The following is a 20,997-nucleotide window of genomic DNA, read 5'->3' on the forward strand; positions in this document are numbered from 1 at the left end:
CGGTCTTTTTTTCATTTGGAGCAAAACCCGAACATTATTAAATATTCCCATATATTTATTCGTATTTTCTATTGCGCCACGTTCGACAATTTGCTACACTGTCAACGTACACCAAAGAGCATACATCAAGTTCGTATAATCACGGGGATAAGGCCCGTAAGTCTCTACCAGGTCACCGTAAATGGCCTGACTACGAACGACCGGACCACAGGAGTGTGTCTGCTGATCGGAGGATCGGCCGGACACGGGTGTGAGGCAGTTCTGCCGGATATCGGCACTACGCACCGTCCGTTCCCTGTTAAGCCGTCGTACGTAACCATAGAGAACCTGCCAGGGCCTTCCGCAGCGCAAAGCATTTACAGCGCAAAGCGGAACGGCCCTTTTTGCGTGTACAGAAAGTACGAAGGGGAGAGGTTACAGCATGAAAGGTTATTTTCAGTTTGATGAATTAGGGACGAATTACCGCCGTGAGACGCTTGGTGGACTCACTACGTTTCTGGCGATGGCGTATATTCTGTTTGTAAACCCGAACGTTCTCGAGCCGACGGGAATGGACACGGAGGCGGTGTACGTGGCGACAGCCCTTGCTGCGGCCATCGGGACACTCATTATGGGACTTGTGGCAAAATATCCGATCGCACTTGCACCGGGAATGGGACTGAACGCGTTCTTCACGTTCTCGGTTGTGCTTGGACTCGGAATCGCCTGGGAGACGGCACTTCTCGGGGTATTTGTATCCGGTATTCTGCTGTTTCTCATATCCATCACGGGCATCCGTGAGACAATTATCAACGCCATTCCGGCAGAGCTTAAGTATGCAGCTGCAGCCGGGATCGGACTCTTTATCGCTTTTATCGGTCTGAAAAACGCTGAAATCGTCGTCATGTCAGAAGCGACACTCGTTCAGATCGGCGACCTCACCAACCCGGGAACACTCCTTGCCGTGTTCGGAGTTGTCATTACAGTCATCCTCATGGCCATCGGGCTTAAAGGCGGAATCTTCTACGGGATGATCATCACCGCCGTAGTGGGAATCATCTTCGGCGTGATCCAGACGCCGGGAGCGGTAGTGAGCTCCGTACCGAGCCTGGCGCCGACATTCGGGGCAGCTTTCGCTCCGTTCGGGGAAATGGCCCTCGGGGAAATCTTTACGATCCAGCTTATGATCGTCATTCTTACATTTTTATTTGTGGACTTTTTCGATACAGCCGGAACGCTTTACGCTGTAGCAAACCAGGCAGGCTACGTGAAAAATAACCGTCTGCCGCGTGCGGGGCGCGCCCTTCTTGCAGATTCGTCGGCAACATCCATCGGGGCGGTGCTCGGTACGTCTACAACAACTGCCTACATCGAGTCGAGTTCGGGGATTGCAGCCGGTGCACGGACCGGATTTGCGTCACTTGTTACAGCAGGACTGTTCATGCTGGCTCTGTTCTTCTCGCCGCTCCTTGTCGTGGTGACGAACGAAGTGACGGCCCCGGCACTGATCATCGTCGGGATCCTCATGGCAGGGGCTCTGGCCAACATCGACTGGAAACGGTTTGAGATTGCCGTACCGGCATTCCTCACTGTCATCGCCATGCCGCTCACGTTCAGCATTGCAACGGGGATCGCCCTCGGGTTTATCATGTACCCGATTACGATGGTGGCCAAAGGCCGCTGGCGCGAGGTGCATCCGATTATGTACGTCATGTTCTTTGTGTTTATCATCTACTTTGTCTATCTGGGAGAATAATAGAAAGCGAGACCGCTGCGGCACAAGGCCGTGGCGGTTTTTTGTGTACTGGCGGAATACTCGTCCAGTCACTTCCAGTCTTTTTACATACTCTAGTTACTAGATTAATGGATTGGAGGTGAAAGCAAATGTCTCATGAGTTTAAATGGGAGGACCGCGACAAAGATCGTGACAATGATCACGGCAAAGACCGTTGCAAGGACTGTATGGATAAGTGTGAAAAGAAGTGTAAGAAGAAGTGTAAGAAAAAAGAAGATAAGAAAAAGGACGACAAGAAAAAAGATAAGAAACGCGACAAGAAGCACAAGTGCAAATGTAAAAAATGCGACCACCACAAGGATAAACACGAATGCTGCTGCATCATTGATGGAATCCTGCGGGATGTGAAGAAGCACCACTGTATCCGCAAAAATAAATACCTTTCCTACTACGGAAAAAAGCTGTCAAAAATCCTCGACCTGCCCCACAAATGATGACCGGTGCTGCAAAGTTTCAGGCTCGGGAAGCCAGAGCCTGAAACTTTGTGTAAATCTCTGTGAAACTTCATACATCTTTAGTCGTATATGATAATGTGGATAAATGCACATGGTTTTACATAAAAAGGGAGGATGGACGATGAGCGGGAACATACTCGAAGTGAGCGGGCTCACAAAGACCGTTGGCGGTGGTAAAAAGATCGTCGACGGTCTGTCATTTGATATGAAAAAAGGGGAGATTCTCGGACTTCTCGGACCAAACGGGGCAGGGAAAACGACCACGATCAGAATGATTGTCGGGCTCATGTCGAAAACCGACGGAAGCGTGACGATTAACGGCAGGGACCTGGACGAACAGGGGAAAGCCTGCCGGGCTAATATCGGTGCGATCGTTGAAAATCCCACTTTCTATGAATATATGAGCGGCTATAAAAACCTGAAGCTGTGGGGCAGGATGGCTGGCGGAAGCGTTACGGAAGAGCGGATCAGCGAAGTCGTAAGCCTTGTGAAGCTGGAGGATGCGATTAAGGATAAAGTGAAGAAATACAGTCTCGGCATGAAGCAGCGTCTCGGGGTGGCACAGGCGATTCTTCACCGGCCGTCGCTTCTGATTCTTGACGAGCCGACAAACGGTCTTGACCCGAAAGGCATCCGCGAGCTGCGCGACTACCTTCGTGAACTGGCCGATGAAGGAATTTCCACACTAGTATCCTCACACCTTCTTTCCGAAATGCAGCTCATGTGCGACCGCGTCGTGATCATGGAAAAAGGAAAAGTAATCGATATCTCCGATCTGTCCTCACTGAATGCCTACGGCGATAAGGATCAGGTCGCAGTAAGCATATCGGTGAAAAAAGGCCAGGGAGAAGCGGCAAAAACCGCCGTTTCCGTGCTGGAGGAAGTGACTGTCGCCTCCCATGAAACAGAAAACGAGCTATTGCTGGATATGGGGCGTGACCGGATACCGGAGCTTAACAGGGTGCTTGTGAAAGCAGGGATCGATGTATTCGGTATCGAATCGAAGCGGACATCGCTGGAAGAAAAGTTCCTTCAGCTCACGTCAGGCAAAGCCGACAAGGAGGCGAATTAGGATATGTTTGCTCTTTTACATAACGAGTGGTCCAAACTGTGGAATAAAAAGCAGCCGTGGATTTTTATCGGCATTCTGATCGTGATCAGTATCGGGACTGCCTTTTTGTACACCGCTTTTGATACGCTGGAAGGGGCGGGTACAGAAGGGGACGGGGAGAACTGGGAAGTCACCCTGGAACTGGAGAACGAGCAGTACGCTCAGACGATTGCGGAGTCCGATGACGAATGGGAGCGGGAATTTGCCCAGGACCGGATCGAGGAAAACGAAGCGCTGCTCGCAGCAGGCGTGGATCCGAACGAAACGAACAACGCTGTTTTTTTAAACGAGATGATCTATGTGGGGACAGCGTTTATCACGCTGTTTGCTGTGATTCTGGCAAGTACGATCGTCTCCTCGGAGCAGGATAAGGGCACGCTCAAGCATCTGTTCGTCCGGCCGTACGAACGCTGGCAGTTCCTCGTAGCAAAGTTTATCACGGTTATCCTTTTCGCGGCTGTGATGCTCGTTACAGTTACTGCTGTCCAGTATCTGATGGGTACGATCATGTTCGGTACCGGCAGTTTCTCCACACCGGTCGTGGAGTATGGGATGGGTGGTGTCATCACGACCACTGTGGCAGAAGTATTCCCGCAGAAAATCGGTCTTTATTTCCTGAACATGCTCATGTTTGTCGTAATTTCCTTTTCCATCTCCATTCTGTTTAAAAGCCAGACGCTGGCAGTGGGAATCGGGATCTTTATCCTGTTCGGCACCAATATTCTGCAGGGGTTTGCACCGCTGCTTCAGGATTATTTCTGGTATCCGTACGTATTTCTGCCGCACATGACGCTGCAGTCCTACGTGGTCACGGATGAATTTATCCCGGGCGTCGGCCTTGGATTTTCCCTTGCGGTGCTTGCTGTGTACGCGGTACTGTTTCTCGGCGCAGCGACAGCGTTTTTCCAGAAAAGGGATCTTGTATAGAGGAAATGTGATGGACCCGTCCGGTGGGAGCGCCGGGCGGGTTCTTTTTTTATGGGCAATGATTGCGGCGTTAGGGGGTTAAAAGCTGTATAAATTGATTAATCGCTAAATAGCTGCCGCTAACAGCTGAATAAAAAAATTAACCACCAAATCCTGCCTGCTAAAAGCTGAATCACCGATATTATCCACCAAATAACCGGTACACCCAAAACGTTCAACTGAAAAACCGGATGATTTTCCCTCTCCCGGTACAAACTACTGGAAAATCACAGCAGCACTGCCAGGTGAAAATCCAGGAGGTCATCCTATGCCGGTAATCCGCTCCGTCAGTACCGAAGTCCCCCCGTATACAATCGAACAGTCCGAAACTGAAGCGATCGTGCGGGAGCTTTTTAAAGAATCCTTTCCGAACATCGACCGGATGATGTCGATCTTTGAAAACGGCCAGATCAGCCGCCGCAATTTTATCGTCCCGAAAGAGTGGTTTGCAACAGAGCATACCTTAGAGGAAAAAAACGACCTGTACATAGCCGAATCGATCCGACTCGGGGTAAACGCAGTCAGTAAATGCCTTGAGCCGAACGAATTTCATACCGCCCCTGTGCCGTACAGCGAAATCGATGCGATCATTCTCGTATCCAGTTCCGGTTTTGCCACGCCGACGCTGGATGCACGCATCATGAACGAACTGCCGTTTTCCCCGCACACGAAGCGCATCCCGATCTGGGGGCTCGGCTGTGCAGGCGGAGCTGCCGGAATGAGCCGCGCGTACGAGTACTGCCTCGCGTATCCTGAAGCGAAGGTGCTCGTGCTCTGTATTGAGCTGTGCAGTATAACGTTTCAGCGCAACGATACGCGTAAAAGCAATCTCGTCGGAACGAGTCTGTTTGCAGACGGCGTGGCATGCGCACTTGTGACAGGGGATGAGGCTGAGCTCAGCGCCGGTGAGTCGAAGCTTGAGGCGCTCCCCTCCATTCTCGGCACCCAGTCGACCCTGATGCCCCAGAGCGAGGACGTCATGGGCTGGGACGTGAAGGATACAGGGCTTCACGTTATTTTCTCACGGGATATTCCCACCGTCATTCGGGAGTGGCTGCGGCCGAACGTGGAAACGTTTCTTGAGAAGCGGGGACTCAGGCAGGAGGATATCGATCACTTTGTCGCCCATCCCGGTGGACGAAAGGTGCTGGAGGCGTATGAAGCGTCGCTCGGATACTCTGAACAGATGACGGAAATTCCGAGGCGGGTGCTGAACGAAAACGGCAACATGAGCTCGCCGACGGTGCTGTATGTATTAAAGGAAACGATGCTCCAGCAGCCGGCCGCAGGAAGCCAGGGCATCATGACCGCACTCGGACCGGGATTCAGCTCGGAAATGCTCCACGTAAAATGGGAGGGGAACGTGAAATGATTCTTTTCTGGACTCTTGTTGGCGTCATTATCGCCCAGCGCGGTGTGGAGCTGGCGGTGGCCCGGCAGAACGAACGATGGATGAAAGACCGCGGTGCCCGTGAGTTCGGCGGTGACCACTACAGGTGGATTGTCCTTCTGCACGCGGGATTCTTTGCTTTTCTCATGATGGAAGTAATCGTCTTCGGCCGTGAGCCGGCACCGTGGTGGCCGATGCCGATGGCGGTGTTCATCCTCGCCCAGGCCGGCCGCATCTGGGCGCTCACCTCCCTCGGCCGCTTCTGGAACACGAAAATTATCGTGCTCCCTGAAGCGGAGCTCGTCCGCCGCGGTCCGTACCGGTGGATCAGCCATCCGAACTACGTGATCGTCGCCCTTGAAATTATCGCGATTCCTCTTATGTTCCAGGCGTGGCTCACCTGCGCACTGTTTACCACCCTCAACGCCTGGCTGCTGCTGAAAGTCCGCATTCCCGAAGAAGAGCGGGCGCTCGAGTGGGCGCAGAATAACGAAGAATCACCGACGTAATTTTCCTGAGCATGGGAGCATAGCGCTCCCGTGCTTTTTGTGCGGCGGGGGAGGCGAGGGCAGCCGGGGGACTGAGTGTAATTAACCGCGATCCAAGTTCCCTGCCCGCTTAAATTTACAAGACTAAATCTCTCAAACCGGAAATAAGAATGGTAGGGACATCCTTACAAAGAGAAAGGGGAGCCGCCCCGGTGCTTCAGACCATTCTTGCCCATGCAGTCGGAATGATCGCCATTATTCTCGTCATCAACGTCGTCTATGTGACCCTGTTTACGATCCGGATGATTTTTACCCTGAAAGACCAGCGCTATCTCGCGTCCGTCACGAGCGTTGTGGAAATCGTCGTCTACATCATCGGCCTCGGGCTCGTGCTGGACAACCTGGACAAGCCTGCCAACCTCGCCGCCTACGCCATCGGTTACGGCATCGGAGTGATCGTCGGAATGAAAATTGAAGAAAAGCTCGCATTAGGTTATATTACAGTTAACGTTATTACAAAAGAGTACGAGCCCGACATCCCCAACGCCCTGCGCAACAGAGGCTACGGCGTGACCAACTGGGTCGCCTACGGCCGGGAGGGGGAGCGGCTCATGATGGAAATTCTCACATCGCGAAAATCCCAGACCGACCTGTACAGCACCGTAAAAGCACTCGACCCGAACGCCTTCATCATCTCCCACGACACGAAGATGTTCTACGGCGGCTTCTGGGTCAAAGGAATCCGGAGGTAAACGTTCAGTATGGCAAAAAAGAAGAAAAACCGTAAGACCGCTGCTGCGGGCAAAGAAAACAATAAAGCCCCCGCCGGCAAAAAGGCGAAGTTTACCGTTGAGGAAGGCGAAACCGTTGCCGGCTGCCTCCAGCGTATGAACGCGGCCGGCTACACCCCCGTCCGCCGGATGGAAGAGCCGGTACTCATGGAAGTGGAGCGAGGCGGCAAAAACGAGGTGGAAGTCTCCCACCAGAAAATTGTGTTCGAAGGAAAGAAAATGGAAGAGTGAGTGCAATCGTCCCGGACAGGTCAGCCTGTACGGGGCGTTTTGTCTTTTGAGGGTGGACAAATGAGCCCTGAGAAATGACGTTTTGTGTGAAAACCCGAACGTTATTGGGTGTCGGGTATTTATTGTTCGATTTTCGTTGACAGAAGCAGCAGGACACTGGTAAGATGAAATCGGAAAAAGAAATCACGTGAAACCTCGTATAATCGCGGGAATAAGGCCTGCAAGTTTCTACCCGGCGACCGTAAATCGCCGGACTATGAGGACGATCAGCATACTGGAAGCGGCGCGCAGTCTGTATTCCCGGTGTGGACACCATGTCCACCAGGGAGCGCCCTTTAACCGGCGTGTGCGTTTGTCCTCATCAGGACAGGCGCACACGTTTTTTGGTTTAAACCGGAAGTTGGAGTCATTTCAAATTTAGTTGGAAAAAAGCTTAAATTAGTTAGAATTAATACAAATTCAGTTAGAAAAAAGCTTGAATTAGTTAGAATTAATACAAATTCAGTTAGAAAAAAGCATAAATCAGTTAGAATTAACGCCGAAACAAGAAACGACAAAACCGCAATAGCTGAAAGGCAGGCGATCAGAAATGGCAAAAGTGGGACTTATCATGGGTTCGATCAGTGACTGGGAAACGATGAAACACGCAGCGGACGTGCTTGAGGACCTCAGTATCCCCTACGAAAAAAAGATTGTCTCCGCACACCGGACGCCGGACGTGATGTTTGACTATGCCGAAACGGCAAAAGAGCGCGGGCTCAGCGTCATTATCGCCGGAGCCGGCGGTGCGGCGCATCTGCCGGGCATGGTGGCAGCGAAAACGATTCTGCCGGTCATCGGTGTGCCGGTCCAGTCGAAAGCGCTGAACGGGCTCGATTCCCTTCTTTCCATCGTGCAGATGCCTGCCGGGGTGCCTGTAGCCACAGTGGCGATCGGCAAAGCGGGAGCGGCGAACGCCGGTCTTCTCGCAGCGCAGCAACTGGCCGTTCATGATGATGAGCTCGCAGAGCGCCTCCACAGCCGACGTGAGAAAAAACGCGCCGAAGTAGCGGCGAGTGAGGAGCAGCTCGTATGACGAGAATTCTTCCCGGCAAAACGATCGGTATTCTCGGCGGCGGCCAGCTCGGCCGGATGATGGCCCTGTCTGCCAAGGCGATGGGCTACCGAATCGCGGTGCTTGAACCAAAAGCCGGCTCGCCGCTCGGACAGATTGCCGACACTGAAGTGATTGCCGCCTACGACGACATCGACGGAGCCAGAAGGTTAGCAGAAGCAAGTGACGTGATCACATACGAATTTGAAAATATCGGCGCCAACGTGGCCGCCTGGCTGGAAGAAAACGCCCCGTTTCCCCAGGGAAGCCGGCTTCTGGAAATTTCCCAGGATCGCCTCAGAGAAAAAGAAGCGATCACAGAGGCGGGGATTGAAGTGGCACCGTATGCACCGGTGCATTCCCTCGATCAGCTGAAAGCCGCCGCGGAAAGACTCGGATACCCGTGCATCGTGAAAACGACCCGCGGCGGGTACGACGGGAAAGGCCAGATGGTCCTCCAGGGCGAACAGGATGCTGCTGAAGCATGGGAGAAACTGGCTGACAGCGCCCCGCTTGTCCTGGAAAGCAAAGTCGCGTTTTCGAAGGAACTGAGTGTTATTCTGACCCGAAGCACGCAGGGGGAGATGCGGGCATTTCCGGTGGCGGAGAACGTTCACAGAAACGGCATTCTCCACGAGACGATCGTCCCGGCACGGATCACCGCTGACACAGAGAAAAAAGCGGTGGCAATCGCAAGCCGGCTGGCGGAGGCGTTCGCGCTCACCGGGACACTTGCGGTGGAGATGTTTCTCACTGAAGACGGCACCATCTACGTAAACGAAATCGCACCACGGCCGCACAATTCGGGGCACTTTACGATGAACGCGTGCGCCACATCGCAGTTTGAGCAGCACATCCGCGCGGTCTGCGGCGTGCCACTCGGAAAGACCGATTTACTAAAGCCGTGTGTGATGGTTAATATATTAGGGGAGCATCTGCCGCGGATTCTGGCCGGCCTCGATGAATTCCCGGAGGCGCATCTTCACCTGTATGGAAAAGATGCGGCGAAACCGGGGCGGAAAATGGGGCACCTGAACGTGACCAGCGGCCGGACAGACGAGATGCTGGAGCTGATTCGATCCTCCTCAATATGGAGAGAACAACAAGCAATGGGGGCAAAACAATGATTGAACGTTACACGCGGCCCGAGATGGGCGCGATCTGGACAGACGAAAACCGCTATCAGGCGTGGCTTGAGGTGGAAATTAAAGCGTGCGAGGCGTGGGCCGATCTCGGCGACATTCCGAAAGACGACGTAGCAAAAATTCGGGAAAACGCCGGGTTTGATGTGAACCGCATCCTCGAAATCGAAGCAGAAACCCGTCACGACGTGGTGGCATTTACCCGCGCTGTCTCGGAAACGCTCGGGGAGGAACGCAAATGGGTTCACTACGGCCTTACGAGCACGGACGTCGTAGATACAGCGCTGTCGTACCTGCTCAAGCAGGCGAACGAAATCATCCAGGCCGATCTTGAGCGCTTCATCGAAATCATCGGTGAAAAAGCGGTCGAGCACAAGGATACAGTCATGATGGGGCGCACCCACGGCGTGCACGCAGAGCCGACGACGTTCGGACTCAAGCTCGTCCTCTGGTACGAGGAAATGAAACGGAACCTGGAGCGATTTAAAGCGGCGGCCGAAACAGTCCGCGTCGGCAAGCTGTCAGGAGCGGTCGGTACATACGCGAACATCGATCCGTTCGTTGAAAAGTACGTGTGCGAGGGACTCGGTCTTGAAGCGGCCTCCGTATCCACCCAGACACTCCAGCGTGACCGTCACGCCCACTACATGGCGACCCTTTCTTTGATCGCCACATCGATCGAGAAGATGGCTGTGGAAATCCGCGGTCTTCAGAAAACCGAGATGCGCGAAGTGGAGGAGTTCTTTGCCAAAGGGCAGAAAGGCTCTTCGGCCATGCCGCACAAGCGCAACCCGATCGGTTCGGAAAACATGACGGGACTTTCCCGCGTAATCCGGGGCCACATGCTCACAGCGTACGAAAATGTGCCACTCTGGCACGAGCGGGACATCTCCCACTCGTCAGCGGAGCGGGTCATTCTTCCGGATGCGACGATTGCGCTTAACTACATGCTGAACCGCTTCGGCAACATCGTGAAAAACCTCACCGTGTTCCCTGAGAACATGAAGCGCAATATGGGCCGGACGTTCGGACTCATCTATTCCCAGCGGGTACTGCTGACCCTGATCGACAAAGGGCTTGTCCGTGAGGAAGCGTACGACCTCGTCCAGCCGAAAGCGATGGAGGCGTGGGAGCGCCAGGTGCCGTTCCGCGAGCTCGTGGAAGCGGACGAGAAGATCACCGGGCTTCTGAGCGAAAAAGAGCTCGATGACTGCTTTGATTACCGTCATCATCTGACGCACGTGGATACCATTTTCGAGCGTGTCGGATTAACGAAATAGGGAGGAACAGGGGCAGAATCTGCCCTTCTCCTCCCCTTTGTTTTGCCAAAATTGCCAATTTTCCATCTTTAATTGGGCGGTTTTACCCGCCGCAGAAAGAGGAGGGGACGAAACAATGAACACCGAAACGTGCCTGTACGAAGGGAAAGCGAAGCGAATCTATGAAACAGACGATCCCGGGGTGTACCGCGTTGCCTACAAGGACGATGCGACAGCCTTTAACGGGGAAAAAAAGGATGTTCTTACGGGCAAGGGGCGCCTGAACAACGAGATTTCCAGTCTCGTATTTTCAAAGCTTCACGAAGCGGGAGTGGCGAACCATTTTGTGCGCCGCCTGTCGGAAACCGAGCAGCTCGTAAGGAAAGTCTCGATTATCCCGATTGAAGTGGTGGTCAGAAACGTTGCCGCAGGAAGCCTCGTAAAGCGGCTCGGCCTCGAGCGGGGAAGCGTGTTCCAGGAGCCGATCACTGAATTCTACTACAAGGACGATGATCTCGGCGATCCGCTCATAAACGACGATCACATCCGTCATCTGGGGCTTGCAACGCCTCAGGAACTGGCGGAAATCCGGGGGAATGCCCTCGAGGTGAACCGCGTCCTCACAGCGATGTTCCGTGAAGCGGGGATCCGGCTGGTTGATTTCAAACTTGAGTTCGGCCGGGACGAACAGGGCTCAGTGCTCCTGGCAGATGAAGTTTCACCCGATACGTGCCGACTCTGGGACGAAGAGACCGGCGAGAGCTTTGACAAGGATTTGTTTCGCTTTCAACTCGGCGATTTGAACGAAGGCTATGAAACCATACTTACACGTTTAGGAGGAATGTCCCGATGACATACGAAGTTCAGGTGTTTGTAACGTTAAAAGAAGCGGTGCTCGACCCTCAGGGAAGTGCGGTGAACCATTCCCTCAACCAGCTCGGCTACACAGAGGTGGAGGATGTACGGATCGGAAAAGTGATTACGCTTACTCTTGAAGGAGAGCGGGAGATGGTGGATGCACGCGTGACGGAAATGTGTGAGAAGCTCCTTGCCAACCCGGTTATTGAAGACTACCGTTTTGACGTCCGGGAGGTTTCGGCCCCATGAAGTTTGCCGTAGTCGTTTTTCCGGGATCGAACTGTGACATCGACATGTACCACGCTGTCCGCGACGAGCTCGGCGAGGAAGCTGTGTATGTGGACTACCGTGAAACGAGTTTAAAAGAGTACGACGCTGTCCTTTTACCGGGCGGGTTTTCGTTCGGGGACTACCTGCGGAGCGGCGCGATCGCGGCACGCCTTCCGATTGCCCGGGGGATCCGCGAAGCTGCAGCGGAAGGCAAGCCGGTTCTCGGTGTGTGCAACGGATTTCAGGTGCTCCTCGAGCTCGGCCTTCTGCCGGGAGCGATGCGGAGAAACCGCCAGCTCAGCTTTATCTGTAAATCGGTCACGCTCGAGGTGGCAAACAGCAGCACCCTCTTCACCTCGGCTTACCAGCCAGGCGAGCATGTAACGATTCCTGTGGCCCACGGAGACGGAAACTATTTCTGCGATGAAGCGACACTTGAGGAACTGCGCACGAACGGGCAGATCGCGTTTACCTACACAGAAGACGTGAACGGCTCGGTGGACCGGATTGCAGGGATTACGAACAAAGCCGGCAACGTACTTGGGATGATGCCCCACCCGGAGCGGGCGGTGGATGAGCTGCTCGGTTCCGCCGACGGACTGAAAATGTTCCAATCGATACTCACACACTGGAGGGAAACCCATGCTGTTAAAAACTGAACCATCACCCGAGACAATCAAACAGGACCGCCTTTACGCAGAGATGGGACTTACCGATCAGGAGTTTCAGATGATCGAAGATACGCTTGGACGCCTTCCGAATTTTACCGAAACAGGTCTCTTCTCCGTTATGTGGAGCGAGCACTGCAGCTATAAAAACTCGAAGGTGCTTCTGAAAAAATTCCCGACCGAGGCTCAGCACGTGCTTCAGGGACCCGGTGAAGGTGCCGGCATCATCGATATCGGCGACGAGCAGGCAGTGGCGTTTAAAATCGAGAGCCACAACCATCCGTCGGCAATCGAGCCGTACCAGGGAGCGGCCACAGGTGTGGGTGGGATTATCCGCGACGTGTTCAGTATGGGCGCGCGTCCCGTGGCGCTGCTGAACTCCCTTCGTTTCGGTGAGCTCGGCAAACCCCGGGTCAACTACCTGTTCGAGCAGGTGGTGGCGGGAATCGCCGGCTACGGAAACTGCATCGGCATTCCGACTGTGGGCGGAGAGGTTCAGTTCGATCCGTGCTACGAGGGCAACCCTCTCGTTAACGCCATGTGTGTCGGCCTGATCGACCATAAAGACATTCAGAAAGGCCAGGCCAAAGGTGTCGGTAACCCGGTCATCTACGTTGGTGCGAGCACCGGAAAGGACGGCATCCACGGCGCTACGTTCGCCTCCGAGGAGCTGAGCGAAACGTCCGAGTCGAAGCGCCCGGCCGTTCAGGTGGGCGATCCGTTCATGGAAAAACTGCTCATGGAAGCGTGCCTCGAAGTGGTGAAAAACGACGCCCTTGTAGGGATTCAGGATATGGGAGCGGCAGGACTGACGTCGTCTTCCGCGGAAATGGCCAGTAAAGCAGGCTCCGGCATCGAGATGGACCTTGACCGTGTGCCGCAGCGGGAAAAAGGGATGAGCGCCTACGAAATGATGCTCTCCGAATCCCAGGAGCGGATGCTTCTCGTGGTGGAAAAAGGCCGGGAGCAGGAGTTTCTCGATCTGTTTGACCGTTACGGACTCATGGCGGTTGTCGTGGGCCACGTAACTGACGATAAACGTCTTCGCCTGACGCACAGAGGTGAAACCGTGGCTGACGTACCGGTGGACGCCCTCGCGGAGGAAGCACCTGTCTACCACAAGCCGTCGAAAGTACCGGCGTATTTTGAACAGTTTCAGAAGCAGGACCCGTCAGTTCCGCAGGTCGACAGCCTGGAGGAGACACTCATGACGCTTCTCGCCCAGCCTACGATTGCGAGCAAGGAGTGGGTCTACAATCAGTACGACTACATGGTGAGAACGAACACGGTTGTGATGCCGGGCTCAGACGCAGCGGTGATCCGCATCCGGGGCACGGAAAAAGCCCTCGCCATGACGACGGACTGCAATTCCCGCTACCTGTACCTCGATCCGGAAGAAGGCGGGAAGCTTGCTGTGGCCGAAGCGGCGCGGAACATCGTCTGCTCCGGCGCGAAGCCACTCGGCGTGACGGACTGTCTCAACTACGGAAGCCCGGACCGCCCGGAGATCTTCTGGCAGCTGGAAAAATCCACAGACGGCCTGAGCGAAGCGTGCCGTGCCCTTGAGACTCCGGTGATCGGCGGAAACGTGAGTCTTTACAACGAACGGAGCGGGGAAGCGGTGTATCCGACGCCGGTCATCGGCATGGTCGGTCTCGTTGAAAACCTCAGCCACATCACAACCCAGCAGGCGAAAAACGCCGGCGACCTGATCTATGTAGTTGGTGAAGCGGACAGGGACTTCGGAGGAAGCGAACTGCAGAAGCTTACAGACGGTACGATTTCAGGCCGACCGCCGCGTATTGACATGGAAACAGAGAAGCGCCGTCAGAACGAGGTGCTCACAGCGATTCAGGCTGGCACAGTAGCATCCGCTCACGACCTGGCAGAAGGCGGGTTCCTTGTGGCTCTTGCAGAAACGGTCATGGGTACCGGACTCGGAGCCAGCGTGAGCATCGGAACAGACGCGGTCACAGAAAGCTTTGCGGAAACACCGTCCCGCTACGTCATTACGGTGGCGAAGGAGCAGCAAAGCCGCTTTGAAGCACTCGTACCGGACGCCCGCTTTGCGGGTGAAGTCACAGCCGAGCCGCAGCTTACCGTAACCGGTTCAACCGGTGAAGCACTGATCGCAGTGGGTACGGCAGAACTTGAACGCACGTGGAAAGGAGCGATTCCGTGTTTGGTGAAATCAGAGGATTAAACGAAGAGTGCGGCGTATTCGGCATCTGGGGCCACGAAGAAGCGTCCCGGATTGCCTATTACGGCCTGCACAGCCTTCAGCACCGGGGCCAGGAAGGGGCCGGCATCGTCGTCTCGGACGGGGAGCGTCTCCGGATTGAAAAGGGGCTCGGTCTCGTAAACGATGTGTTCAACGACCAGAAACTCGACAAGCTCACCGGCCACGGTGCGGTGGGGCACGTGCGCTACACGACAGCCGGGGACAGCGACCTGATCAACTGTCAGCCGCTGCTGTTTAACTCCCAGACCGGAAGCCTGGCGCTTGCCCACAACGGGAACCTTGTTAACGCCAATGCGCTCAAGCACCAACTCGAGCGTCAGGGCAGCATTTTTCAGACGACATCGGACACGGAGGTGCTCGCCCACCTGATCAAACGGAGCGGCTATGAGCATCCTGAGGAGCGGCTCATGAACGCCCTCACGATGGTGAAAGGGGCATACGCGTTCATGGCCATGACAGAGACAGAGCTCATGGTTGCCCTCGATCCCCACGGACTGCGCCCGTTAAGTCTCGGCCGTCTCGGCGATGCCCATGTGGTAAGTTCCGAGACGTGCGCGTTTGACATTATCGGTGCCGAATATATCCGTGAAGTGGAGCCCGGTGAAGTGCTCATCATCAATGACGAAGGCGTACGCAGCGAGCGCTTTTCCTTCAGCGGCAAGCGCGCGATCTGCTCGATGGAATACGTGTATTTTGCCCGTCCCGACAGCCATCTTGACCAGATTAACGTCCACACGGCCCGGAAAAACCTCGGTAAACAGCTGGCAGAAGAAGCGCCGGTTGAAGCGGATGTAGTGACAGGGGTGCCGGATTCGAGCATCAGTGCTGCCATCGGCTACGCCGAGCAGGCGGGAATCCCCTACGAGCTCGGTCTCATTAAAAATCGCTACGTGGGGCGTACGTTCATTCAGCCGTCCCAGCAGCTCCGGGAGCAGGGTGTCAAAATGAAGCTGAGCGCGGTCCGCGGTGTCGTGGAAGGCAAGCGCGTCGTGATGGTGGATGACTCCATTGTCCGGGGCACCACGAGCCGGCGTATTGTAAAGCTTCTGAAGGAAGCAGGGGCCAGGGAAGTACACGTTCGCATCAGCGCACCGCCGATCAAAAATCCGTGTTTTTACGGAATTGATACGTCAACGAGCGGGGAACTGATCGCCTCAAATAACTCGGTGGAGGAAATCGAGGCGGAAATCGGTGCCGACAGCCTCCGCTACCTGAGCGTGGATGGGCTTATGGACGGCATCGGCCGGCCGAAAGCGATGGAAAACTGCGGACAGTGCCTCGCCTGCTTTACCGGCGAGTACCCGACTGAAATTTACCCGCACACGATGCACCCTTACGAAAAGGTGTAAAAGGAGGCGCCCATGTCGAAAGCATACAGAGAAGCAGGAGTCGATATTGAAGCCGGATACGAAGCGGTGGAACGGATCAAAACCCACGTGGGACGCACGAAGCGCCCTGAAGTGATGGGGGCTCTCGGCGGGTTCGGCGGCATGTTCGACCTGTCGCAGAAAGGCTACCGGGAACCGGTGCTCATCTCCGGAACGGACGGTGTAGGCACAAAACTGATGATCGCCCAGCGTGCCGGCATTCACCGCACGATCGGGATCGATGCGGTGGCGATGTGCGTAAACGATATCGTCGTCCAGGGAGCGGAACCGCTCTTTTTCCTCGACTACCTGGCGCTCGGGAAAAACGAGCCGGCCATGGTGGAGGAAATTGTCAGGGGAATCGCTGACGGCTGCACGGAAGCGGGATGCGCCCTCATCGGCGGGGAAACGGCTGAAATGCCGGGAATGTACGATGAAGACGAGTACGACGTGGCCGGTTTTGTGGTCGGTGCTGCGGAAAAATCCGCCCTTATCGACGGTTCGCGGGTGGAAGCCGGCAACGTCCTGATCGGTCTGCCTTCAAGCGGGCTTCACAGTAACGGCTTTTCACTCGTGCGTCGTGTTCTTGAAAAGCGGGGCATCAGCCTCGATGACCGGGCGCCGGAATCGGACCGGACGGTAGCCGAGTGGCTGCTCGAGCCGACGCGGATTTACGTAAAGCCGGTGCTGGCACTCGTTAAAGCGGGTCTTCTAAACGGAGCGGCCCATATTACCGGCGGCGGCCTGTATGAAAATGTGCCACGCATGCTCCCGGAACACGTGCGCGCTGAGATCGATCCGTCTGTGTGGGAAAAACCGAGCGTATTCAGCTGGATGCGGACACTCGGCACTCTGGAGCTTCGTGACCTGTACAGCACGTTTAATATGGGGATCGGCATGGTGCTGGCAGTGGACGAGTCGCGCGTGGAAGAAGCCGTGGCATTGCTCACGGAGCTTGGAGAGAAGCCGGTGGAAATCGGCCGCGTTGTGGAGCGCAGTGACGGACCAGAACTGATTCTTAAAGGAGTGGAGGCGCTGTGAGTGTAAAACTGGCGGTGTTTGCATCCGGAACCGGTTCAAATTTTGACGCCATCGTGGCGGCGGTCCGTGACGGGCGGATCGACGGTGAGGTGGTGCTGCTTGTAAGCGACAAGCCCGGTTCAAAAGCGGTTGAAAAGGCCCGTGATTACGGCATCGATGTATTTGCTTTTTCCCCGTACGATTACCCGTCGAAGCGGGATTACGAACTGGAGATTGTCCGCGAACTTCGTGAGCGGGGATGCCGGTTTATCGCCCTTGCCGGCTACATGCGGCTGCTCGGAAAAACGATTTTGGGCGCTTTTGAAGGCCGGATCGTAAACATTCACCCGTCCCTTCTCCCTGCTTTTCCCGGCCTTGACGCCATCGGCCAGGCTATGAGCGCGGGGGTCGGTGAAACCGGCGTTACCGTGCATTTTGTGGATGCGGGAATGGATACCGGTCCTGTCATCGCCCAGGTTCCTGTTACAATAGAAGCGGAGGATACCAGGGCGGACGTCCAGCGTAAAATTCAGCAGGTGGAACACGCCCTCTATCCGAAAACGATCCAGACTATACTTACGAAACTGATGAAGGAGGTTCCCGCTTATGAGTAATCGGGCACTGATTAGCGTATCGGACAAAACAGGAATCGCAGAGCTTGCGGCAAAGCTTTCGGACGAAGGAGTAGAAATCATCTCCACAGGGGGCACGAAGCGCGCGATCGAGTCGGCAGGTGTTCCGGTAATCGGCATCGAGGAAGTGACAGGCTTTCCGGAAATGATGGACGGCCGCGTGAAGACGCTCCACCCCCGCATTCACGGAGGGCTTCTTGCGCTTCGTGATTCGGCGGAGCATATGGGAGCGCTTCGGAAACATGAGATCAAGCCCATCGATATGGTCGTGGTCAATCTCTATCCGTTCCAGGAGACGATTGAGCGCCCGGATGCGACGTTTGACGAAGCGATCGAAAATATCGATATCGGCGGCCCGTCGATGATCCGTTCGGCGGCGAAAAACCACGAGAGCGTGGCGGTTGTGGTGGACCCTTCCGATTATGGACAGGTTGTGCGTGAACTTCAGGAAGGCGAAGGTGAACTGACAGGGGAATTTAAGCGCAAGCTCGCAGCGAAGGCGTTCCGTCATACGGCGTCCTACGACGCACTGATCGCCCAGTACATGACCGAGCAGTCGGGCGACGAGTACCCGGAGACACTGACTGTGACGTACAACAAAAAGCAGTCGCTCCGCTACGGGGAAAACCCGCATCAGCAGGCGGCATTCTACGAGCGGCCGATGGGCAGCCGCACGTCCATTGCCCGCACAGAGCAGCTTCAGGGAAAAGAGCTTTCCTATAACAACATCAACGATGCGGACGCTGCGGTAGCGGTCGTAAAGGAATTTACCCGTCCGGCAGTGGCGGCGATCAAGCACATGAACCCGTGCGGTGTAGGGATCGGCGAGACGATTGAAGATGCGTTCCAGAAGGCGTACGAAGCGGACCCGGTTTCTATTTTCGGTGGGATCATCGCCTGCAACGGGGAAGTGGACGGTGCTACGGCAGCGCGCATGAAAGAGATTTTCCTTGAAATTGTAATCGCTCCGTCGTTTACGGACGAGGCGCGGGAAGTGTTCAGTGAAAAACCGAACCTGCGGCTTCTGACGATCGATTTTACCGACGCTCAGGCTCTTGAACAGCGGATCAGCACGGTCTCCGGCGGTGCCCTCGTCCAGGACACGGACACGCTCAGCTTTGAGGACGTGGAGACGACGATTCCGACGAAGCGCAAGCCGACCGACGAGGAGATGCGCCAGCTTGAGATGGCCTGGAAAGTCGTGAAGCACGTGAAGTCCAATGCGATCGTGCTTGCAACAGAAGACCGGACGATCGGCATCGGTGCCGGGCAGATGAACCGCGTAGGTGCGGCTAAAATTGCCATCGAGCAGGCAGCCGGCAGTGTTGAGGGAGCTGTGCTCGCCTCAGATGCGTTCTTCCCGATGGGCGATACGGTGGAAGCGGCGGCGAAGGCCGGCATCCGCGCCATCATCCAGCCTGGGGGCTCGAAGCGCGACCAGGAGTCCATCGATGCAGCGGATGAGCACGGTGTGGCAATGCTGTTTACCGGCGTGCGGCATTTTAAACATTAATCGTATGAGTATGCTCTTACGTCGATAAGACGTTTGAGACGCTCCGCTGAACGCCATCCGCTCACTTTCCGCGGTGGTGCGGGGAGCCATCTGCCCCAGGGTTCTCGCTGCTGGCATTCAGCTGCACATTGCCCAAAAGATTAGTGTTTATAAGTTGATTGGAGCGCAGTGAGCGAAGATCAACAGCAGACTTTAACATATCCTTGCGAAAAAAGCTTAATTATAAGAAGTTTTCTGACTCAGAGGAAAACTTAGTCATCAATGAAGGAAGAGAGTTCCATCTCCAGTCTGAAAGGAGCGTCAGCACAGATGAAAGTACTCGTAATCGGCAGAGGCGGGCGTGAACACGCCCTCGCCTGGGCCTTTCATAAAAGTCCGAACGTAACGGAAGTGATCACAGCGCCGGGAAGTGACGGCATGGACAGCGTGGCCCGCTGCGTACCGATCGCAGAAGACGATCACGCGGGTATCACCGCTCTCGCCCTTGACGAGGGGATCGGCCTCGCGGTGATCGGACCGGAGGCACCTCTTGTGGCGGGGCTTGCGGACCGGCTCCAGAAGACGGATGTGCCCGTGTTCGGTCCGACCGCTGCGGCGGCTCAGGTAGAAGGAAGCAAGGAGTTTGCCAAAACGATCATGAAAAAGTACGCGATCCCGACTGCGGACTACGAAGTGTTTCACAGTCTCGAACGGGCAAAAGCGTATGTGGCGGAAAAAGGCGCACCGATCGTGATCAAGGCGGACGGTCTTGCTGCGGGGAAAGGCGTTGTAGTGGCGCAGACCGAAGCGCAGGCTAATGAAGCCCTCGGACAGATGCTCGATTCGAAGCAGTTCGGCGAGGCCGGTGCCCGCGTCGTGATCGAAGAGTGCCTTGAAGGGGAAGAGTGCTCCCTGATGGCGTTCGTGCACGGAACCACCGTCGTGCCGATGGTGACGGCGCAGGACCATAAGCGTGCGTTCGACGGTGACGAGGGGCCGAACACCGGCGGCATGGGGGCGTATTCGCCGGTACCGCATATGAGCCGGACGGCCATTGCGGATGCGGAGGAGAATATTCTCCGTAAAATGGCGGAAGCCCTTGCGGCAGAAGGCATGCCGTTTACCGGTTTTCTCTACGCGGGGCTTATGATGACAGGGGACGGTCCGAAGGTGATTGAATTCAATGCCCGGTTCGGCGACCCTGAGGCGCAGGTGATTCTGCCGCGCCTGATCACCCCGCTTGATGAGATGATTACCGCTGTCATGAGCGGCGAGGAACGAAAGGCCGAGTGGAGCAGTGATTCGTGTATCGGAGTAGTGCTCGCATCGGACGGCTATCCGGCATCGTATGAAAAAGGGACGGCCCTCGACAGCCGCCTGACAGACGGAGAGGGAAAACTTCCTTTTTTCCACGCAGGAACGAAAAAAACGCCGGCGGGATGGGTAACCGGCGGCGGAAGAGTTGGTCTGGTGGCAGCGATGTCGCCGGATCTCGATGAGGCACGGCGCATGGTTTATAATCAGATCAGCTCAGTCAGGACGGACGGTCTGTTTTACCGGACCGATATCGGGGCACGGGCGGTTACTGCCGCGCGCGCCCACGGTCCCAGATAAACAGAATCATCGCGAGCGATCCGACGAGCATCAGAAAAATAAAAACGGTGTCGGTTGCGTATTCCCAGAGCATGCTGACGCTCCTTTCGTGAAAAAGTGCCTTCGTCCTGTCCGGACGGAGGCGTTTTGTGTAT

Annotated in this window: 21 protein-coding genes and 2 riboswitches; of the genes, 19 read left to right on the forward strand and 2 right to left on the reverse strand. The window is 55.5% G+C overall.

The annotated features are described in order from the left end of the window. The first annotated feature begins 111 nt into the window (after nucleotides 1-111). Nucleotides 112-213: riboswitch (purine riboswitch) on the forward strand. 208 nt (nucleotides 214-421) lie between these two features. After that, on the forward strand, nucleotides 422-1,735 hold the full coding sequence (locus tag FGB90_RS14080; RefSeq protein WP_138811482.1) for an NCS2 family permease: 1,314 nt from the start codon (nucleotides 422-424) through the stop codon (nucleotides 1,733-1,735). A 104-nt stretch (nucleotides 1,736-1,839) separates the two neighbouring features. Here the strand turns inward: FGB90_RS14080 and FGB90_RS14085 are convergent, their stop codons facing one another. Further along, entirely contained in the window at nucleotides 1,840-2,130 is a 291-nt protein-coding gene (locus FGB90_RS14085) for a hypothetical protein (RefSeq protein ID WP_138811483.1), read from the reverse strand. A gap of 220 nt (nucleotides 2,131-2,350) precedes the next feature. Here FGB90_RS14085 and FGB90_RS14090 point away from each other — a divergent pair, with 220 nt between their 5' ends. From FGB90_RS14090 to purD, 18 genes are all read left to right on the forward strand, one after another. Continuing rightward, on the forward strand, nucleotides 2,351-3,301 hold the full coding sequence (locus tag FGB90_RS14090) for an ABC transporter ATP-binding protein (protein ID WP_138811484.1): 951 nt from the start codon (nucleotides 2,351-2,353) through the stop codon (nucleotides 3,299-3,301). Between the two features lie 3 nt (nucleotides 3,302-3,304). Then, a complete protein-coding gene (locus tag FGB90_RS14095) occupies nucleotides 3,305-4,267 on the forward strand; it encodes an ABC transporter permease (RefSeq protein WP_138811485.1) in 963 nt (320 codons plus the stop codon). 307 nt (nucleotides 4,268-4,574) lie between these two features. Next, nucleotides 4,575-5,678 (forward strand): type III polyketide synthase, encoded by a 1,104-nt coding sequence (locus tag FGB90_RS14100; protein WP_138811486.1) that lies wholly within the window; start codon nucleotides 4,575-4,577, stop codon nucleotides 5,676-5,678. After that, complete coding sequence (locus FGB90_RS14105) at nucleotides 5,675-6,205, forward strand: isoprenylcysteine carboxyl methyltransferase family protein (RefSeq protein WP_171051837.1); 531 nt, start codon at nucleotides 5,675-5,677, stop codon at nucleotides 6,203-6,205. Before FGB90_RS14100 ends, FGB90_RS14105 begins: the two co-directional genes overlap by 4 nt. Nucleotides 6,206-6,429: 224 nt before the next feature. Further along, nucleotides 6,430-6,936 carry a DUF2179 domain-containing protein gene (locus FGB90_RS14110; RefSeq protein ID WP_246056204.1) on the forward strand — a complete coding sequence of 169 codons (507 nt, stop codon included), beginning with the start codon at nucleotides 6,430-6,432 and terminating at the stop codon, nucleotides 6,934-6,936. A gap of 9 nt (nucleotides 6,937-6,945) precedes the next feature. Then, nucleotides 6,946-7,206: an NETI motif-containing protein gene (locus FGB90_RS20000; RefSeq protein ID WP_138811487.1), complete on the forward strand. Its 261-nt coding sequence runs from the start codon at nucleotides 6,946-6,948 to the stop codon at nucleotides 7,204-7,206. 175 nt (nucleotides 7,207-7,381) lie between these two features. Next, nucleotides 7,382-7,483: riboswitch (purine riboswitch) on the forward strand. A gap of 312 nt (nucleotides 7,484-7,795) precedes the next feature. Further along, nucleotides 7,796-8,281 (forward strand): 5-(carboxyamino)imidazole ribonucleotide mutase, encoded by a 486-nt coding sequence (purE, locus tag FGB90_RS14120; RefSeq protein ID WP_138811488.1) that lies wholly within the window; start codon nucleotides 7,796-7,798, stop codon nucleotides 8,279-8,281. Continuing rightward, nucleotides 8,278-9,426, forward strand: a complete 1,149-nt coding sequence (gene purK, locus FGB90_RS14125) for a 5-(carboxyamino)imidazole ribonucleotide synthase (RefSeq protein ID WP_138811489.1) — start codon at nucleotides 8,278-8,280, stop codon at nucleotides 9,424-9,426. Before purE ends, purK begins: the two co-directional genes overlap by 4 nt. Continuing rightward, entirely contained in the window at nucleotides 9,423-10,721 is a 1,299-nt protein-coding gene (gene purB / locus FGB90_RS14130; protein WP_138811490.1) for an adenylosuccinate lyase, read from the forward strand. Before purK ends, purB begins: the two co-directional genes overlap by 4 nt. A gap of 115 nt (nucleotides 10,722-10,836) precedes the next feature. Further along, nucleotides 10,837-11,553, forward strand: a complete 717-nt coding sequence (purC, locus tag FGB90_RS14135; protein ID WP_138811491.1) for a phosphoribosylaminoimidazolesuccinocarboxamide synthase — start codon at nucleotides 10,837-10,839, stop codon at nucleotides 11,551-11,553. Then, nucleotides 11,550-11,807 carry a phosphoribosylformylglycinamidine synthase subunit PurS gene (purS, locus tag FGB90_RS14140; RefSeq protein WP_138811492.1) on the forward strand — a complete coding sequence of 86 codons (258 nt, stop codon included), beginning with the start codon at nucleotides 11,550-11,552 and terminating at the stop codon, nucleotides 11,805-11,807. The genes purC and purS overlap by 4 nt, the downstream gene beginning before the upstream one ends. Next, a complete protein-coding gene (purQ, locus tag FGB90_RS14145; RefSeq protein ID WP_138811493.1) occupies nucleotides 11,804-12,487 on the forward strand; it encodes a phosphoribosylformylglycinamidine synthase subunit PurQ in 684 nt (227 codons plus the stop codon). The genes purS and purQ overlap by 4 nt, the downstream gene beginning before the upstream one ends. Continuing rightward, on the forward strand, nucleotides 12,471-14,699 hold the full coding sequence (purL, locus tag FGB90_RS14150; protein WP_138811494.1) for a phosphoribosylformylglycinamidine synthase subunit PurL: 2,229 nt from the start codon (nucleotides 12,471-12,473) through the stop codon (nucleotides 14,697-14,699). The genes purQ and purL overlap by 17 nt, the downstream gene beginning before the upstream one ends. Then, nucleotides 14,675-16,087, forward strand: a complete 1,413-nt coding sequence (gene purF, locus FGB90_RS14155; RefSeq protein ID WP_138811495.1) for an amidophosphoribosyltransferase — start codon at nucleotides 14,675-14,677, stop codon at nucleotides 16,085-16,087. The genes purL and purF overlap by 25 nt, the downstream gene beginning before the upstream one ends. 12 nt (nucleotides 16,088-16,099) lie before the next feature. Then, the gene (gene purM / locus FGB90_RS14160) at nucleotides 16,100-17,146 is read left to right on the forward strand and encodes a phosphoribosylformylglycinamidine cyclo-ligase (RefSeq protein WP_138811496.1); all 1,047 of its coding nucleotides are present in this window, start codon (nucleotides 16,100-16,102) and stop codon (nucleotides 17,144-17,146) included. After that, on the forward strand, nucleotides 17,143-17,739 hold the full coding sequence (gene purN, locus FGB90_RS14165; protein ID WP_138811497.1) for a phosphoribosylglycinamide formyltransferase: 597 nt from the start codon (nucleotides 17,143-17,145) through the stop codon (nucleotides 17,737-17,739). The genes purM and purN overlap by 4 nt, the downstream gene beginning before the upstream one ends. Then, nucleotides 17,732-19,270, forward strand: coding sequence for a bifunctional phosphoribosylaminoimidazolecarboxamide formyltransferase/IMP cyclohydrolase (purH, locus tag FGB90_RS14170; protein ID WP_138811498.1), 1,539 nt, complete (start codon nucleotides 17,732-17,734; stop codon nucleotides 19,268-19,270). Before purN ends, purH begins: the two co-directional genes overlap by 8 nt. A gap of 309 nt (nucleotides 19,271-19,579) precedes the next feature. Next, complete coding sequence (purD, locus tag FGB90_RS14175; protein ID WP_138811499.1) at nucleotides 19,580-20,863, forward strand: phosphoribosylamine--glycine ligase; 1,284 nt, start codon at nucleotides 19,580-19,582, stop codon at nucleotides 20,861-20,863. Here the strand turns inward: purD and FGB90_RS20180 are convergent. Then, nucleotides 20,832-20,936, reverse strand: a complete 105-nt coding sequence (locus tag FGB90_RS20180) for an EYxxD motif small membrane protein (RefSeq protein ID WP_368731828.1) — start codon at nucleotides 20,934-20,936, stop codon at nucleotides 20,832-20,834. The genes purD and FGB90_RS20180 overlap by 32 nt on opposite strands. Nucleotides 20,937-20,997 lie beyond the last annotated feature (61 nt).

It is taken from the genome of Alteribacter natronophilus (genome assembly GCF_006007885.1).
Classification (GTDB): Bacteria; Bacillota; Bacilli; order Bacillales; family Salisediminibacteriaceae; genus Alteribacter; species Alteribacter natronophilus.

What these genes read in the sequence shown, in the direction of transcription:
- purL (WP_138811494.1), top strand. Translation starts at nt 12,471, where the DNA reads ATGCTGTTAAAAACTGAACCATCACCCGAGACAATCAAACAGGACCGC.
- purE (WP_138811488.1), top strand. Translation starts at nt 7,796, where the DNA reads ATGGCAAAAGTGGGACTTATCATGGGTTCGATCAGTGACTGGGAAACG.
- purS (WP_138811492.1), top strand. Translation starts at nt 11,550, where the DNA reads ATGACATACGAAGTTCAGGTGTTTGTAACGTTAAAAGAAGCGGTGCTC.
- FGB90_RS14100 (WP_138811486.1), top strand. Translation starts at nt 4,575, where the DNA reads ATGCCGGTAATCCGCTCCGTCAGTACCGAAGTCCCCCCGTATACAATC.
- FGB90_RS14110 (WP_246056204.1), top strand. Translation starts at nt 6,430, where the DNA reads ATGATCGCCATTATTCTCGTCATCAACGTCGTCTATGTGACCCTGTTT.
- purH (WP_138811498.1), top strand. Translation starts at nt 17,732, where the DNA reads ATGAGTAATCGGGCACTGATTAGCGTATCGGACAAAACAGGAATCGCA.
- FGB90_RS14095 (WP_138811485.1), top strand. Translation starts at nt 3,305, where the DNA reads ATGTTTGCTCTTTTACATAACGAGTGGTCCAAACTGTGGAATAAAAAG.
- purB (WP_138811490.1), top strand. Translation starts at nt 9,423, where the DNA reads ATGATTGAACGTTACACGCGGCCCGAGATGGGCGCGATCTGGACAGAC.
- purC (WP_138811491.1), top strand. Translation starts at nt 10,837, where the DNA reads ATGAACACCGAAACGTGCCTGTACGAAGGGAAAGCGAAGCGAATCTAT.
- FGB90_RS14105 (WP_171051837.1), top strand. Translation starts at nt 5,675, where the DNA reads ATGATTCTTTTCTGGACTCTTGTTGGCGTCATTATCGCCCAGCGCGGT.
- purM (WP_138811496.1), top strand. Translation starts at nt 16,100, where the DNA reads ATGTCGAAAGCATACAGAGAAGCAGGAGTCGATATTGAAGCCGGATAC.
- purK (WP_138811489.1), top strand. Translation starts at nt 8,278, where the DNA reads ATGACGAGAATTCTTCCCGGCAAAACGATCGGTATTCTCGGCGGCGGC.
- purD (WP_138811499.1), top strand. Translation starts at nt 19,580, where the DNA reads ATGAAAGTACTCGTAATCGGCAGAGGCGGGCGTGAACACGCCCTCGCC.
- FGB90_RS14090 (WP_138811484.1), top strand. Translation starts at nt 2,351, where the DNA reads ATGAGCGGGAACATACTCGAAGTGAGCGGGCTCACAAAGACCGTTGGC.
- FGB90_RS20180 (WP_368731828.1), bottom strand. Translation starts at nt 20,936, where the DNA reads ATGCTCTGGGAATACGCAACCGACACCGTTTTTATTTTTCTGATGCTC.
- FGB90_RS20000 (WP_138811487.1), top strand. Translation starts at nt 6,946, where the DNA reads ATGGCAAAAAAGAAGAAAAACCGTAAGACCGCTGCTGCGGGCAAAGAA.
- FGB90_RS14080 (WP_138811482.1), top strand. Translation starts at nt 422, where the DNA reads ATGAAAGGTTATTTTCAGTTTGATGAATTAGGGACGAATTACCGCCGT.
- purQ (WP_138811493.1), top strand. Translation starts at nt 11,804, where the DNA reads ATGAAGTTTGCCGTAGTCGTTTTTCCGGGATCGAACTGTGACATCGAC.